This is a genomic window from Cytobacillus sp. FSL R5-0569, from assembly GCF_038007265.1.
In the GTDB taxonomy this organism is placed as follows: domain Bacteria; phylum Bacillota; class Bacilli; order Bacillales; family Cytobacillaceae; genus Cytobacillus; species Cytobacillus kochii.
Window position 1 is genome coordinate 51,379 of the sequence record NZ_JBBOWW010000002.1, and the last position, 15,438, is coordinate 66,816.

Genomic DNA, 15,438 nt, shown 5'->3' on the forward strand with positions numbered 1-15,438 from the left:
AAAATGTATGAAGGGTGTATATTTATTTGTCAAGAAGAATTACCCGTACTATTTAGAATGTTGAAAAATATGTATGTGATTTTTAGATATTAAACCTTATTATAGAAGGGATAGAAAACTAACTAATTGAGGGGGATTTTGATGGTTTCAGTTATGAAGAGGGTTAAAGAAGTTAAACAACCAAGAGGTGGATATATAAGACCAAAAGATTTTACTATACTATCATTTGATGATGGGAAAATATTGCATGAGGATGAAAATATACATAGTTCATTAATCGGTATGGCAGTAGATTATTTAAGTCGCTTCTCATACGGGACATCGTTAGAGGATGCTTTCAGAATTTCTATTCGTGGAGCTAAAAGGGTGAATGAACTTGATTATGCTGAAGAATTATTGAAGGGCATTATAGGTTTAGATGAAACATCTATAGCGAATGCATGTACGTTAGTAGGGTATGATGTAGCTTTTCGTAGTGGAATTGCTCAATATAAACCAGTGGGGAATATTCAACCCAATGAACAAACAATAGAGAATATTAGAACGATGGTAGAGCGTAGCAGGGCATTCAATGAGAAAAATCGTATCATCAAAGATGGGTTTACATTTGAAGGCGGTTATACAGACATCATCACAAAAGGAGACGGCGATTTTTTAACTGAACACACGTTATGGGATTTTAAAGTAACGAAAGCAAATCCAACGAATAAACATACATTGCAGTTGCTTGTATATTATTTGATGGGTAAGCAGTCTAACCATGATTATTTCGATAATATTGATTCAATCGGGATTTTTAATCCGAGGTTAAATAAGATTTATAGGCTTAATATTGCTGCCGTACCGAAAGAGGTTATCGATGAGGTGGCGCATGAAGTAATCGGCTATTGATTAGATTGTATCTATAATCCGATAACAACAAATCATAAAAGGGTCTGCTTTCAAAAATAACGAAGGCAGACCCTTTATGTTTTTGAATATTATAGATCAAAAAAATCATTAGGTTTCTTATTGGAGTCAATTTCTTTATTAATGACAGACATAATTTTCTTGATTGTTCTGGTTGTTGGTGCCCGGTCGCTTTTGCCGTCACATAAATCGTTAATTGTGTTCCTGCTGATATTAGATTTGTTAGCTAGCCATGATTGACTAATTCCTTTAGAATCCAAAAATTCTCCGAGCTTTGATCTGTTTTTTCCGAGTCCGAATAAGCTAAACATAAAATCATCCCCTTAGAGCGCTAATTATCAGCATTTATGTCCAAATAGACAAAAAAATATACCGAAAGTGACATGAAAATGTGTCAATTTGTACAAACGGTACTACATATTATTTAAAACCAACAGCATTCATTGAGTAAGTTGATACAGCTGTAAAACAAACAGTATGTAATGATGTTGGGTGAATGAAGTTTAATCATTAAAAAGACTACAAACAAAGCATTTTTGCAACCTATTTCAAGAGGTAGGTAGGAGGTGAAAGAATGGGCAGAACAGAAAAAATCCCCTTCAAGGAATTTATGAAGGGGAATAAAGAGATGGTTATAGCAGGTGATTCTGGTAATAGTGTACGACATTTAAATAAAAATATGTATTTATCTATGTCTCCATTGTTGTTCTTTGATGGTGGTACGTTATTAATTGTTGCTTCAGGAGTTTTAGGTGTATCATTCGCACTTTTAGAGAATAAAGCCCTAAGAGAAGATGACTATGAGAAAGGCGAAAAAATTTCTTTGATTGGCCATAGTTTATTTCTTATTACAGGTATAGTTTTAGCTGTTTATTTTCTTGTTTTAAAAAACCCATTATTAAAATTTTTATAAGGAGTTAATCGATGTGTTCAAAGAATATTTAATGAAAAAGAAAGCTAAAAGTAAGCTAAATAAATGCTTTCGCCAAGGGAATATTTGTTTGAAATATAAAAAAGAAGAAAGAACTTATCGTCTATTTCCAAAGATATTAAATGTTCGTTTTGACAAAGATTGTACCGTTTATCGATTCGTTCTTCTAACAGGTATTCATCCTGATACCGTATATAAAAATACCTTTGTATTCCACCAAGTATTTAATCCACATATTCATTTAGAGAATGAGTCCGATGATAAAACTTTTACATTAAAGGTGTACGATAAAGGGCTACCTTCTTATACTTCTTTTAATTTCCCTGCTTTCAAAGAAATAATGAAAAAATATGAAATCCCTATTCTAATGGGGGTTGATCAAAGCAATCAAATACGTGCTTTTGATTTAAAAAAGTTCCATCACGTTCAGATTACTGGTGTAACAAACACAGGAAAAAGCGTATATCTAAAGACAATTTTAACAAGTTTAATCTTGTATTTTTCTTCAGAAGACATCCATTTTTATTTAGGTGATATGAAGCGAACTGAATTAACTTTATTTAAAAATATCAAGCATACTAAACAAACAGCAACAAACTTAGAGGATTTATTAATAATGCTTCTCTTTTTGAAGCAAGAGGTAGAAAAAAGATATGAATTAATGGAAGCTCACGAAGTCTCTCATATCGATGAAGTAACTAACCTAACGAAAATAACTTTTCCTATCATTATTTGCATGATTGATGAATTTGGTTTGTGTGCACAAAATAAGGAGATTTTAAAAGTCGTTCAAGATTTAACAAGTATCGCTAGAGCTGCCAATGTGTATGTATTCCTTAGCTTACAGAGGGCTGATAGTACAGTTGTTTCAGGAATTGCAAAGAATAATTTAGGTGTAAAAATTTCTTTCAAACAATCAAATCAAATCAATGCAAAAGTTGCGGGAGTACCAGGAGTAGAGCAATTAAAACTCTCAGAAAAAGGAAGGGCGATCATGGATATAGGTAGTGAAATAAAAAAGATTCAAACCCCTTTAATCAGAACTGAAGAAGTAAAAGAATTGATTAGTCCATTTCGCCAGAAAGAAGCGAAAAAAGAAAATAATGCTGTTGTGCAGCAAGAAGAAAAAATTTTTGGGATAGTGAGCGAAGATGAATAGTCAATATCGTGATATTGTAATGAGTGTTGAACAGTTTAGAGTATTATCACGCTCGCATATAGAGGAAATGTTCTTTAGTCATACGAAAAATAAAAAGAATAATGCGAATGCTGTTTTAAAGAAACTTGTAGACAGAGGATATCTTCAGCAAGTGAAAGAATTTACTCCTTATGTCTATGTGATCAAAGGTTCTAAAATAAAAAATAGTAGTCAAAAAATCAATCAGTTTTTGCATATAGCTGACATCTATTTGCAGCTCAAAAAACATGGGAAAATCAAAGATTTTAAAGTAGAACCTAGATATTTCAATGTAGATGTTAGACCTGATTTATTTGTTCACTGGAAAGGTTCATATTGGTTTATTGAGTGTCAGAATACGAGTTTTAGCAATGAACAAATGCGACACAAGATTAAAAGGTATGAGAAACTCTATTTATCTAATCAATACAAACAATTACCTTTCCAACAAGGGGAAGCCGTTATGCCATTTGTTTGGATTATTGGTCAGGGTATCCCTTATGATATTCATAGTCAATTACTTAAAGTGTTTCAATCAGAAGATGTTGGGAGCTTTATAAGGCAGCAAAAAATGAATAATCAACCAATAAAAATAAATCACCAAGGTATTATTAAATGGTCTCTTTAGCTAAATCAAATATCATTAAATTATAAGATATTAACTTGTCTAAAAGAAGTTAATTTCGTCTAAGAGCTAATTTGAAGCAACTTATATTTCTGATTTAACAACATTACCGCCTTAAGGCGGTTTCTTTTCTTTAGAAAAGGAGTATCTATTTAGATACACCCCTTATTTTACAGACATATAATCTTCTAGTTCTTGTTTTAGTAGGAAGAGTGCGGCGGTACTTAATACGATTTTTCCACCAGCAAGTTCAACGTTGCTATCGCTTATTTCCCCTGTAATCATACATGCACGTGCATGTGAATATTTACGAAGAATAATCTGATCTTCATCTACGAAAATTTCTAGTGGGTCTTTAATATTAATATCCATTACTCTTCTTAATTCAATTGGTATTACAACTCTTCCTAGCTCGTCTACTTTTCTTACAATTCCTGTACTTTTCAAAATGGATTCACCTCGTATATTTTATAGATAAATAGGTAACTATCATAAGAACATTGATAGTATTATTTCGGTAGGTTAATTATACCTTTATTTTACATAAAGATAAAAAGGAGAATTCAAATGAAAGTAGTAATAATGACAAAGTTAAATACCGAAGGAAGTATGGGTTTGAGACGAGGTAGCTTTCTCATTAGCGACTATGAATTTAAGAAAAATCCTGATTGGTATATAGGAATTAAAGCGTATGAATGGATTCAACAACAAATTGCCGAATATGGAGGAAGAAAAACGGAAATTATTCAAGTGACTTGGAATGAAGAAAATGATATTACGGAGGTTGTTAAAAGTATATATCCAATTATGCCAGAGGATGATTTACCTTTTTGATACCATAACGTATGAGAGTTTTCGTTTGTATATTTGTATCTGTTCTCGAAAGATGCAATAGGTCGATTGGTGACGGCATCGAGCCTAACCAATCGACGTCTTTTCTACAGAAAAAGACGGAGCGCAATTTCCTTCGCTGGCAAAGCCATCTTGAAATGGCTTATTTGTACGCTTCAAGCTCCCTTATGGGGAGCTTTTTGCTTATAAGAAACGCCTACGGGCATCGAGCCCTTGTCGTTTGCGGTCTATAAAGATCGCATAGACCGCAGGGGTGTAGTGCCTTCTCCTTCCTTCGTTCTCCTCATTATAACAACTTCGCTTATGACAGATAGAAGGGCGGGCGATCAGGGAAAGAAAAGGGCCAAGCCAAGTAGGCTAAGGAGCAATAAGAAAGCACAATACGCTTTCTAACTGCTCCTAAGTCATTGGGCTTCACTCCTTTTCTAACGCTCCCTCCCGTCAAGCACGGGAGGAAGCTACCCTTCTCTGGCAAGTCGGCTTCTTCGTAAGCCGACCCTTCCATCTGTTTGCGCGAATTGTTCAGTCCTTTCCGAACAAAGAAAGGAGAGAGGAAAATGAAAATGGAAAAAATTCTAGAAATCGTAAGCATTAAACAGGTAATCACAGAGGTGGAGGTGCTGGAATCAATGACAGTTCATTCTCCAGAAGATGCCGCAAGAATAGCCGCAGCGTTTATTGGTGATGAAGACAGAGAGGTGTTCTTTGTCATGTGCTTAAACACCAAGAATCGTGTAGTGGCTGTGCATCGCTGCCACGTAGGAGGGTTGAACGCATCTATTGTCATGCCACGTGAGGTGTTTAAGAGTGCTATCCTGAATAATAGCGCATCAATCATTGTTGCACACCAACATCCGAGTCAAGACACGACCGCCTCAAGTGAGGATATTGACGTAACAAAGAGATTAGTTGAATGTGGCAAGATTTTAGGTATTAGAGTATTAGATCATGTCATAGTCAATGAAAAAGCATCATTCTTCAGTATGAAAGAAAAAGGGTACATCTAATCAGGAGGGAGAGTAATCTCCCTTTTTTTGGTTGTTTTCTTATAAAACAAAAATAATGCATTATCGTTTACTTAGTAAACAATAAATGATATACTTTGTTTACTAAGTAAACGAAGGGGGGGTTTTTTTATGAAAAAAGCAACTGAAAAAGTCATTGAAAGTTTTCCTATGTTAGAAAGTAAAATTACAGCATATGAAAATGTGCTTCTAATCGAAGAATCCATGAAAGGGTTAAACGAGGTCGAAAAGATTTTTTTAAAATTAATTTGGTTCTTTGAAGAACCTAAATCTCAATCTTTTGATATAAGAAAACTCTATTTGCATCTTACTGATGAATGGCTTGAATTAGCATTAGAATTAATGACTGACTATTTTCGTGAAGAAACTTATTTAATTCAGACAAAGTCTACTTTTTCTATTGTCAAAGAAGAGGATGAATATTTGGGGATGAGTCAGTTTGCAGATTACTTGACTGAAAATGGACTTAAATATACCAAGCAAAGAATAAATATGGCTTATAAAAGAGGGAAAATGGTTGAACCTGATTTGGTTATTTCGGGTGTGAAGTATTGGTCTATAGAGACCGCAGAAAAGTTTTTAGAGAAAAACAAGTTAAGTTGATAGGTTGACCCGTTTGTAAGGAAAGTTCTAAGGGCTAAATTTAAAAACAAGGTGATGGGCGGCAGCACTACAGAATGTAAATTTACGGCCATCTACGAAAAAGCGTGTAGATAGCCATAAATCAACATTCTGTACGTGTCACTGTGGCACTAAATGATCCGATAACAACGGCATGTACGGCTGTCGCCTACATTCCGTAAGTTCCTGTCTCCTTTGCCTTTCAGGCCGTACCCCATGAGCCGAAAACCTTTAACAACGTACAATAATGATTAAACCTTGGGCTTTGCCCAAGCCCACCGGGGAAATCCTTCCCCAGACCCCGTTAAATCGAACTCCCCAACCCCTCAATCCTTGAGGGGCTCCCTCGCCGGTAGGCAGGTCAAAAGGTGTTGCCTTTTGACACAGCAAGAGGGTTTGGGTGTAGTGAGTCTATCAACTCCTTAATGCTCCCTGCGGTCCGCTTACCGTTGACAGACGCCATATATTAGCTTCTGTACCTTTATGAGATTGCTGCTTTTATAATTCACTGTATTTAGTAATGTGCCCGCTATCGTATGTTTTGAACTTTTAGTTGGAAGGGGGATAGAGAAAAACGACCTCTTGAGAGGTCATTTTTTTTGAACTTCTTCATGTTCATACTTTATTAACTTTATTTTATTTGTACCATCAGGAACTTTGGTTGTATTTAACACCGATGGTTCAACAGCAAAATATAGTGTATCTTTACCAACAACGGTTCCATTTTGATAAGAAGGAAGCAATGTAACTTTTAATAAATAACTAAATTGGTTTTCTAAATCTTCATCTAGATTTCTTGTTGTACGTATAAAGACAGATTGATCGTTTTCAGGCATTCCATAACCTTGAACGTTTTTATCCTTATAATACCTTTGAACATGGCTTAATATTTCTTTGTGGTAAAGGTCCAGCATAAAGTATCCAAATAATTGATTATTTACTTTAGCTGATGGTGGAAATTCCATTGTTTGAGTATTTCTTGCGTTTGTAATAGCCGAAAATGAAGATATACATAACAAAATTGCTAAAAGTGAACTTATAATTATTTTTTTCATGTTTACACACCTCCATTTTGTAATATCTATAAAAAACGTAATATTTATACTAAATAAAAATAGGTAATTTTTATCTAATTACTTTTATTTTTTTCCATTTTTTAAAGGAATTACAAACTTAATAACGAATTTTTAATTTAGCAATCTATCATTAACATCTCAGAATTTTGATTTAATCATAAAATCCTTATAAAAAAGAGAGCGTGGTGATAGAACTTTAAAACATTTTAAAACTTAGGTATTGTTATATTTTTAAATTAATATTAAGGGGGAAATTAAATGAAAAAGTTAACACGCTTTATTATTATGGGATTTTTAGCAATCGTGTTAATCCCTACTCAAGCAGGCGCAGCATACATAGGATATGATAATTTGTCACTGACACCTTTGATTTGGAAGCCCTCTAAAACTTTTCAGACTCCTAGTGGATATGTTACAGCGTGTATAAGTGGGGTTAATAACTCTGCTAATACTTATGCAATAGATGCTTATAAGGATGACGGTATTGGTGCAGGTTTAACAAAATTAGGTGCTATTAGTGTGAATAGTAATCCTAATAAATGTGTTACTTTTCCAACAAGAGCAGTAGCTGATGGAACTAATGGTAAAGCAGAAGTATATGTTCGAATTGGAAATGTTCGATATTCTGATAGTTCAGTACGAGTGGAAATTTCCGTTAATTAAAATGCGTTTGATACCCCTTAGCTCTTAAGGGGTTTTTTCTTGCAACGATATTTCTTGCTACTTTTACTTTCATGTAAAACCACCCCCCTTCCAACTAAAAGTTCAAAACATACGCTAAGGGATTGTACAGAAAATGTTACCTAACACCATACTGTCATGGTGTTTATAAGGGCGTTCCATTTAAAATTTCCCTCATTTTTTATTCGATCTGTGTTCAGGATTTAATAAATCTGCGAAGATAAAGGACCCTTTCGATTCGTAGTTTGCTACAAGGCTATGCAACGCCATTACGGCTAATTGATTTTGTGATAACCCTACCTCCTCTGACATCTTTTCAAAGTCCTCTTTAAGCGCATCTGGCATGTTGATGGGTAATCTTTTCATAAGTAAAACTCCTTTTTAATATCTATTTCAAACAGGTTCTTTAATAGGAGAAGCATCATAATTTTCAAATCTGCTATCACAAGTGGAACAAAATTTTATCCAATTAGGATGTTCATCGTACATGGGTGTGAATATACCACCGCAACTGCAAGCTTCACTATAATCTGGCTCTTCTGGTTCGTCAAATAACCCCTCATTATGTGCCTGTTCCCATAAAAGATCATTTACTTTTTCTTTTAACTGTTCTATGGCGTCTTTTAACGCAATTTCATTTTCCTTTAAATTTTGAATTTCATTTAGCAAACGTTCATTCTGCTTTTCTAATGAAACTATTTTTTTCTTTCTGCTGAAAAGCATACTAAAAATCACCTTCCTTTTCGATATCTATTTAGTGCTATTTTAGCACATGACAAGCATCAAAACAATACCAATTGTCAGAATTTTATGTTATAATATAGTTAAGGTAATTGAATATTAATATTCAAAAAGGAGAATTCACTTAAATGTCCAGCATAAAAGTGGCTACTGACGAATTGCATATTGCGTTTGAGTTATTAAATAAGACGTTCTTCAATGATGAATTGCCTAACCTCGCCATTACGATTCAAACCAGTGGTAAACGCAAATCTATGGGCTGGTGTACAACAAAAGAGGTTTGGGGTGATCGTGACGGAAAAATCAAACTGTATGAAATAAATATAGCTGCGGAATTTTTGGATTTAGATTTTTTTGAAACCATGGATACATTACTTCACGAAATGGTGCACCTGTACAATATCACTCATGATATTCAGGATTGCAGTCGAGGTGGAAACTACCATAATAAAAAGTTTAAAGCCGAAGCAGAAAAACGAGGGTTTTACTTTGAGAAAGATAAGCCAGATAAGAAATATGGGTGGTATAACCCTAAGTTAACAGAAGAAACAAAGCAGAAAATATCCTCTCTTGATATTGATAAAAGCGCTTTTTCAATCGCTCGAAGGGGAATGCAATTACATCTTAGTAATGATGACACTAATCAAGAAGAAGATGGCCAAGAGAAAGAGAGGAAAAAATCTTATAAATGGGTTTGTCCTGGTTGTGATTTAATTGCTCGTTCTACTAAGCCCGATGTATCCCTAAAATGTATGAAATGCAATGAAGAGTTGGAAGAAAGAGACTAAGGGAGAGGTGTTCTCTCCCCTTTATGGAGGTTAAAAAATGCTAACTTGTGCTTATTGTGCCACTGAATTAAGTTCTAAATACTGTCCTTTCTGTGAAATGGAATTAAAGGATTATCAAATATCAAAAAATGGCAATCGCATGTCAAACACTATAGATTCAATTCCTGCAGAAGTGGAAATTTTCAAGGATACTAAAACCCTTATGGAGAAAGAAACCATTGAATTGTTATTCTTATTGCGTTATGCCAGAAAACACCGTTCTGATGTATATAATTTACGTATAAACGTTCATAGGGCAACCGAACAAGGGAATGAAATGCAGGAATATAACGCTGCTTCTTATAGTGATTATGAAGAAGCAACTCGAAAAGTATGGGTGATTGAAAATATTATTAAGGAGCGTATAGGTTACTTCCCTAGTAAGGTTACTGAAAAATTCATTTATATTTATCTGGACCGTATAAATCAATCTAACGAAAAAAAGATGAAAATTAAAGAATCATCGGTACAAGAAAATGCTTGAGTATAGGATTAGAAGGGAGGGAACTGTATGCATCCAATGAATAGTCTTTTTCCATTGTTGATAGGGTTATTTTTATATCTTGTTTTGAATCCTTTCTTCCAGTCATTCGACCTACTATCTGTTTATTTTATTTGTGCTGTTCCAGCTGGTTGGTCAATGATTAACCGTTATAAAAATAGACCGACAGATACGCAGCTCATTATTCGCGAAATATATCGAGTGCGTTCTGATATATTCTTCGATTTATTTTTTTTAGCAATACGGGGTCATGTCGACAAAACGCATATATTATACGCTAAGCAAATTGCAACCTAAAAAGTCGAATTCCTATACGCTAAGGAACCGACTTTTTTAAATTTGGCTTGTTTAGTTAAATCTTTCGTACATATTGATCCTTACCCTGATCTTTCACAACTACCCCTAGCTCATTTAAATCCATTTTTAAATTTTTTGCCTTTTTCTTATCTCCTTCTCTAATTGCATTTCTACGTTCATATAAGATTGAATTGGTGTTCTCCCCAAGTAAATGATCTTCTAGGGCCCAAAGTTTGAATTCATCTACATAAGGGTCCTGTTCACACCAAAGGTAATGATGATACAGAAAGATTTCTCGTATTTTTTCCTTCTTAATATCCGTCTTTTCACTCAAAAGTTCTTGACCTTTATTTCCAGTAATTACGACATTATTATCTTCCATAAAGATTTCTTTTACCTCAGATTTTCTAATTTTCTTTTCTTTATCATCTTTATTGATCAGTATTTCTTGATCTCCTACGATCATTTTCAACGCTTCACTATAGACCGTTAGTGATAATAGAACACCTATAATTCCACCTACGGACATCAAGATAATAGATACCCAGAAAAGGTTGAATGAAAGTAAAAGCTCAATGACTTTTTGATCGGAAAAGATAGGTATTCTTTTTATGAATTCCAGCAACTTTGGAAGGAACCACCCTATCATTCCTAACACAATAGGAAATAATACGGTAATCAATTTTTCCAAGAAACCCATACCAATTGTTGTTGTATTTTTCATTAAGGTTGTTACCTCCAACATTTTAATATTTAACCTAAGATTTGTACGGTATTTTGACATTTGCAACAAGAAATTATTCATGACATAGAATCAAGTTTAGATAAAGTAATAATTGTTCTAATAGCCAATTAAACTTTAAAATGTATAGCCTTTAATTTGCAGACTTGGCGCTATTTATGTATCATGACTATTTTTGTTACTATTTTAATCAACTCATCCTTATACTTCTCAAAATTAAAGGAATTCTTATGTTTAAGCATACTTTCTTCAATTGCTCCTTGAATTAGGACACAGATCATTTCAGCATCGAATTCATTAGAAAATTCTTGTTTCTGTTGTCCCTCAATTAAAATCTCTTTGATAAATGTATTTAATGGATCCTCTTCTTCCTCATTATCTACCCTATAGTAAGGAATTCCTTCTTCATTTTGAGCATTAAAGACAATTTCAATTAATGCGATATTATTTTTATAGTTAGCTACTTGATAAGCCAAACTAGCTTCAATATATGCTTCTAATTGCGAAATAGGTGTTTCTTCTTGAACCACCTTTCCGCTAATAAAATCCAATTTTTTGTTAAGCAAGTACAGTAAAGTTTGACTGATCAAATCCATTTTGTCAGAAAAATGATATGAAATTAATCCTGTACTTACTTTTGCTTTTTTAGCGATTTTAGTTAAACTGACATTTGTATAACCGAGTTCCTCAAGTGTGTCAATGCAAGCTTGAATAATCTGTTCTTTTCGTGCTTCAGCAATAAAAGATTGTTTGTCTCCCAATAGAATCTCCACCTAAAATTATATTGATTGTTCGTTTTTAAAATTGGTCGTTCAATCAATTTTATTTTTGCACATATTTCTTATTCCTGTCAACACCAAAGTGATTCGCCAAATGTTTCGTTGGTCAATATAAAGTTAAAATCACCTAATTATGAATTTAGATATTTACCATTTAACAGTTAGCTAGAAATATTTACTTTTATCGCTATGTATATGTTCTCTATTATCTTCCACAATTTGGCCCTTTAATGGAATAATTAACGATTATTATTTCCCTTCCGATAGCTTTTTATATAATGAAGCCCTAGAGACATTTGTAATTTCACAAATTTGATTTACAGTCATACTTCCTTCTTTATATAGCTTCACCGCGTAATTCATTCCAGCATGATTTTTATGATACTTCTTTAACCGTCCTTTAAACTTTCCTTCCTTTTTAACTAACTCAATCCCTTCACGTTGTCGCATACGAATAATATATCTCTCTAATTGGTTAACACCAGCCATTACCGTAATTAAGAATTGGCTGTATGGATTATCTTCTGTTAAATCTAGCCATGAATCTTTTAGTGATTTTAAACTTGCCTTTTTACCTCTTATATCATCAATTAATACAAATAAATCCTGTGTACTACGAGTGATCCGAGTTAGGTCAGTCACATAAATAATGTCATCTTTTTGTAAATCCTCTAACATTTTTTGAAGTTGCTCTCGATCCTTTGTTGCTCCTGAAACTTTCTCTTCATATATAATACCCATTCCGATCTCGTTCAGCTGCTGAAATTGCCTTGAAGGATTTTGGCTAGTCGAACTGACACGAATATAACCGATTTTCCGCAAAATATCATTTCATTTTTGAGATAAGTCTTATGAGACACTCAACTAAAAAAACCTGAACAAACAGAGATTGATTATAATCTAAAAGGGAAATTATCTATTCCAGCAACGGAACTCGAAAACTTTAGTGGCGGTGAACAGACTAGGCTAAAGTTAGCTCGAATTTTCTCAAACTATCATGAAAGTTTACTAATTGACGATCCAACAACGCATCTTGATGCAGAAGGTACTCAGTTTTTTATACAAGAATTGATGTACTACTACGGTACACTCATACTTGTGAGTCATGACCGGTATGTATTAGATAAACTTGTGACGAAAATGGGAAATAGAAGATGGGAAAGTAAATGAATCTACAGGTAACTACTCGAAATACTCCCGCCAAAAAGTGCTTGAGAAAAGGCAACAAAAAGAGCAACATGATAAATATGTAAAAGAAAAAACACGTCTGATCAAAGCCGCAGATGATAAAATGAAGAAGGCTGAAAAAATAACACAGGCCAATAGTCGTATGTCAAAGAAAGAGACAAAAGCTATGGTGAATAGAATGTTTGAGACGAAATCAAAGGGGACGAGTCAAAAGTCTGTACAACGGGCAGCAAAGGCAATAGAACAAAGAGTGGAACAGCTTGAAGAGGTCGAGGCTCCAAAAGAGGAGCAAATTATTCGTTTTCAACAGTCAAATGCTCTTAAATTACACAATAAGTTACCACTTATGGCGGATCGCTTAACGATAAAAGTAGGAAACAGAGTGCTTCTCGAAGAAGCGAGTTTCCAATTTCCTTTGGGCAAGACAATCGCAATTACTGGAAAGAATGGGTCAGGAAAAACAACATTATTACACCATATATTAGAGCGTGGTGGAGGGATAACGATTTCTCCAAAAGCTGTTATTGGAGCTTATGAACAGATGGATTATCAATTTTCGAAAGATGAGTCTGTACTAGGCTTTATGAAAGAAAGAAGCAACTATGATGAAAGTATGATTCGTTCTGTCTTACACTCAATGAATTTTGGAGGAAATGATATAAAAAAGAATGTTCGTGATTTAAGTGGTGGAGAGGCAATTCGTTTAGTGTTGTGTCAGCTATTTTTAGGAAGGTACAATATATTAGTTTTAGATGAACCATCAAACTTTTTAGATGTTTTCTGTATTGAAGCATTGGAATGCTTTTTAAAAGGATATGAAGGAACAGTTCTTCTTGTATCGCATGACCGTACTTTTGTTGATAGAGTGGCTGATTATGTGTATGCCATAAAAGAACAGAATTTAGTGTTAAAAAGCTAATCATACGGTTAAGTAAAATGTAATTAAACCCGACTAATATAAGAATGAAAAGTCGGATATAAGGTGAATTCTCTTGTTATGTTATAAGTGAAAGGAGTTGAATAATGGATATGTTAAAAGGGATGAACGAGGCATTAAACTATATTGAAGATCATTTGGATATCCGTATCGACTTAAAAGAAGTGGCAAAAAGAGCGTACTGCTCTGAGTTTCATTTTAAACGACTATTTTCTCTTCTATCGGGTATCACGATATCAGAGTATATTCGTAGACGGCGATTAACAGCAGCAGCTTTGGAATTGAAGGATCAGCATGTAAAAGTTATTGATATTGCAATCAAATATGGATACCAATCTCCAGATGCCTTCTCCAGAGCTTTTCAAAGTTTTCATGGCGTCATTCCAACTTTAGCTAGAAACCCAGAGCAGAACTTGAAAGCATATCCAAGAATGTCCTTTCAATTAACCATTCAAGGAGGAACTGAAATGAAATATCGTATTGATGAAAAAGGACCATTTAAAATTGTCGGGGTTAAGTATGCAGTCGAGATGGTAGATCAAATCCTTACGCCTACTTACGAAGATATGATAGAGGGCATCGGTGATAACAGAATGAAAGAATTAGAATCTCTCTCGAATAAGGAACCCAATGGTATTGTTCATGTATCAGTCAATTACTCAGAAACTATAGAAGGAAAGGCAACTTTCGATCAATATATAGGAGCTGTCACAACTGAGGAAGGGTCAGACGAGTATACAACCTTAGAAATCCCTCCTTTGTTATGGGTAATTTTTGAAGTAGATGGGGACTGGACGCAAGTCGAAGAACATTGGCAACGGATATACTCTGAGTGGTTTCCTTCAACTTCGTATGAACTGGCAGAAGGTCCTGAAATACTAGCTAGTAAAGATCAAAAAAGTGAGATTTGGATATCTATTAAGAAAAAAGGTTAACATCTAATCTAAATGGTAAGATCTAATATAAATTCATTTCGAGCTGAATTTCCATAGGGAATTCAGTTTTTTCCTTGTCCAATATTTCTGAATCCCTTGTTCAATCATTTTCTTCAAACCCTTTAAAAGGACTCACATAATCTAAAAAAAATGCTAACTTCACCCCATCCTTTTTTGCTTTAAAAGGATGGGGTGAATAAGAGTGGTTAAGCAAATTTTATTCGGTTTGTTCATTAAACGGAAGAAAGGAGGATTATCTTAGTTCTTTCGAAAGAACAAGGGCAAAAAAGGGATATAGAAATGTTGGATCTGTTAGTAACGATAAAAAAACTTTTGAAAGACGGTGTTTCTCCACAATCACCTGGAGCCTTTGAAGTTCTTTATAAAATGACTGAACTGTTAACAAACATATTGATAATAAAGAAGAATTTGCAGAACAACTTGAAAAAGAACAAGAATTAATGGAATCAGACGTAACGGACTTTCAGCTCCCTGATTTTTTCACACCGGAAGAAGAGACGTTTTTAGAATCAACAGGGAAATCTGAAAAGTAACTATCAAGATTAATAGGGAGACACGCATGATATGCACAG

The 15,438-nt window shown here is 34.1% G+C and carries 20 protein-coding genes and 1 pseudogene; 13 read left to right on the forward strand and 8 right to left on the reverse strand.

The annotated features are described in order from the left end of the window. Nucleotides 1-141 precede the first annotated feature (141 nt). Nucleotides 142-891: a hypothetical protein gene (locus tag MKX78_RS23930; protein WP_095373723.1), complete on the forward strand. Its 750-nt coding sequence runs from the start codon at nt 142-144 to the stop codon at nt 889-891. 89 nt (nt 892-980) lie between these two features. On the opposite strand, the gene MKX78_RS23935 is transcribed toward MKX78_RS23930, so the two are convergent. Continuing rightward, nucleotides 981-1,220 carry a helix-turn-helix domain-containing protein gene (locus MKX78_RS23935; protein WP_095373724.1) on the reverse strand — a complete coding sequence of 80 codons (240 nt, stop codon included), beginning with the start codon at nt 1,218-1,220 and terminating at the stop codon, nt 981-983. A gap of 263 nt (nt 1,221-1,483) precedes the next feature. Between MKX78_RS23935 and MKX78_RS23940 the strand changes: the two genes are divergently transcribed. Genes MKX78_RS23940 through MKX78_RS23950 form a run of 3 tightly spaced genes read left to right on the forward strand, consistent with a single transcriptional unit; the run spans nt 1,484 to nt 3,645 of the window. Further along, a complete protein-coding gene (locus MKX78_RS23940; RefSeq protein WP_095373725.1) occupies nt 1,484-1,822 on the forward strand; it encodes a hypothetical protein in 339 nt (112 codons plus the stop codon). 13 nt (nt 1,823-1,835) lie between these two features. Then, on the forward strand, nt 1,836-2,999 hold the full coding sequence (locus MKX78_RS23945) for an FtsK/SpoIIIE domain-containing protein (RefSeq protein WP_095373726.1): 1,164 nt from the start codon (nt 1,836-1,838) through the stop codon (nt 2,997-2,999). After that, complete coding sequence (locus tag MKX78_RS23950; RefSeq protein ID WP_095373727.1) at nt 2,992-3,645, forward strand: competence protein CoiA family protein; 654 nt, start codon at nt 2,992-2,994, stop codon at nt 3,643-3,645. Before MKX78_RS23945 ends, MKX78_RS23950 begins: the two co-directional genes overlap by 8 nt. A 162-nt stretch (nt 3,646-3,807) precedes the next feature. Here the strand turns inward: MKX78_RS23950 and MKX78_RS23955 are convergent, their stop codons facing one another. Next, nucleotides 3,808-4,089: an AbrB/MazE/SpoVT family DNA-binding domain-containing protein gene (locus tag MKX78_RS23955; protein WP_095373728.1), complete on the reverse strand. Its 282-nt coding sequence runs from the start codon at nt 4,087-4,089 to the stop codon at nt 3,808-3,810. Nucleotides 4,090-4,209: 120 nt separating this feature from the next. Between MKX78_RS23955 and MKX78_RS23960 the strand changes: the two genes are divergently transcribed. From MKX78_RS23960 to MKX78_RS23970, 3 genes are all read left to right on the forward strand, one after another. Then, nucleotides 4,210-4,476: a hypothetical protein gene (locus MKX78_RS23960; protein ID WP_095373729.1), complete on the forward strand. Its 267-nt coding sequence runs from the start codon at nt 4,210-4,212 to the stop codon at nt 4,474-4,476. 581 nt (nt 4,477-5,057) lie between these two features. After that, nucleotides 5,058-5,501 carry a JAB domain-containing protein gene (locus MKX78_RS23965; protein ID WP_095373818.1) on the forward strand — a complete coding sequence of 148 codons (444 nt, stop codon included), beginning with the start codon at nt 5,058-5,060 and terminating at the stop codon, nt 5,499-5,501. Between the two features lie 129 nt (nt 5,502-5,630). Then, nucleotides 5,631-6,122, forward strand: a complete 492-nt coding sequence (locus MKX78_RS23970; protein ID WP_095373730.1) for a hypothetical protein — start codon at nt 5,631-5,633, stop codon at nt 6,120-6,122. A gap of 608 nt (nt 6,123-6,730) precedes the next feature. Here the strand turns inward: MKX78_RS23970 and MKX78_RS23975 are convergent. Next, nucleotides 6,731-7,195, reverse strand: a complete 465-nt coding sequence (locus MKX78_RS23975) for a hypothetical protein (protein WP_307317488.1) — start codon at nt 7,193-7,195, stop codon at nt 6,731-6,733. 279 nt (nt 7,196-7,474) lie between these two features. Between MKX78_RS23975 and MKX78_RS23980 the strand changes: the two genes are divergently transcribed. Then, a complete protein-coding gene (locus MKX78_RS23980) occupies nt 7,475-7,879 on the forward strand; it encodes a hypothetical protein (RefSeq protein WP_307317491.1) in 405 nt (134 codons plus the stop codon). A 192-nt stretch (nt 7,880-8,071) separates the two neighbouring features. Here MKX78_RS23980 and MKX78_RS23985 read toward each other — a convergent pair whose 3' ends face one another. Together MKX78_RS23985 and MKX78_RS23990 are read right to left on the reverse strand one after the other, a co-directional pair. Continuing rightward, nucleotides 8,072-8,263: a hypothetical protein gene (locus MKX78_RS23985; RefSeq protein ID WP_095373733.1), complete on the reverse strand. Its 192-nt coding sequence runs from the start codon at nt 8,261-8,263 to the stop codon at nt 8,072-8,074. A 27-nt stretch (nt 8,264-8,290) separates the two neighbouring features. Then, a complete protein-coding gene (locus MKX78_RS23990) occupies nt 8,291-8,620 on the reverse strand; it encodes a hypothetical protein (RefSeq protein ID WP_095373734.1) in 330 nt (109 codons plus the stop codon). 146 nt (nt 8,621-8,766) lie between these two features. On the opposite strand from MKX78_RS23990, the gene MKX78_RS23995 reads away from it, so the two are divergent. Genes MKX78_RS23995 through MKX78_RS24005 form a run of 3 tightly spaced genes read left to right on the forward strand, consistent with a single transcriptional unit; the run spans nt 8,767 to nt 10,264 of the window. Further along, nucleotides 8,767-9,426, forward strand: coding sequence for a SprT-like domain-containing protein (locus MKX78_RS23995; RefSeq protein WP_095373735.1), 660 nt, complete (start codon nt 8,767-8,769; stop codon nt 9,424-9,426). Between the two features lie 37 nt (nt 9,427-9,463). Next, nucleotides 9,464-9,949 carry a hypothetical protein gene (locus MKX78_RS24000; protein WP_095373736.1) on the forward strand — a complete coding sequence of 162 codons (486 nt, stop codon included), beginning with the start codon at nt 9,464-9,466 and terminating at the stop codon, nt 9,947-9,949. Between the two features lie 27 nt (nt 9,950-9,976). Continuing rightward, nucleotides 9,977-10,264: a hypothetical protein gene (locus MKX78_RS24005; RefSeq protein WP_095373737.1), complete on the forward strand. Its 288-nt coding sequence runs from the start codon at nt 9,977-9,979 to the stop codon at nt 10,262-10,264. Between the two features lie 55 nt (nt 10,265-10,319). Here the strand turns inward: MKX78_RS24005 and MKX78_RS24010 are convergent, their stop codons facing one another. The 3 genes from MKX78_RS24010 to MKX78_RS24020 all read right to left on the reverse strand — a co-directional run bounded on the left by MKX78_RS24010 (nt 10,320) and on the right by MKX78_RS24020 (nt 12,607). Then, complete coding sequence (locus MKX78_RS24010) at nt 10,320-10,988, reverse strand: YqeB family protein (protein ID WP_341052925.1); 669 nt, start codon at nt 10,986-10,988, stop codon at nt 10,320-10,322. Between the two features lie 170 nt (nt 10,989-11,158). Then, nucleotides 11,159-11,767: a TetR/AcrR family transcriptional regulator gene (locus MKX78_RS24015; protein ID WP_307317336.1), complete on the reverse strand. Its 609-nt coding sequence runs from the start codon at nt 11,765-11,767 to the stop codon at nt 11,159-11,161. A gap of 267 nt (nt 11,768-12,034) precedes the next feature. Further along, nucleotides 12,035-12,607 (reverse strand): recombinase family protein, encoded by a 573-nt coding sequence (locus tag MKX78_RS24020; protein ID WP_307317333.1) that lies wholly within the window; start codon nt 12,605-12,607, stop codon nt 12,035-12,037. A 39-nt stretch (nt 12,608-12,646) separates the two neighbouring features. On the opposite strand from MKX78_RS24020, the pseudogene abc-f reads away from it, so the two are divergent. Beyond that, a pseudogene (abc-f, locus tag MKX78_RS24025) lies at nt 12,647-13,892 on the forward strand (ribosomal protection-like ABC-F family protein); the annotation flags it as partial. Between the two features lie 104 nt (nt 13,893-13,996). Beyond that, nucleotides 13,997-14,845 (forward strand): AraC family transcriptional regulator, encoded by an 849-nt coding sequence (locus MKX78_RS24030; RefSeq protein ID WP_307317331.1) that lies wholly within the window; start codon nt 13,997-13,999, stop codon nt 14,843-14,845. Nucleotides 14,846-15,438 lie beyond the last annotated feature (593 nt).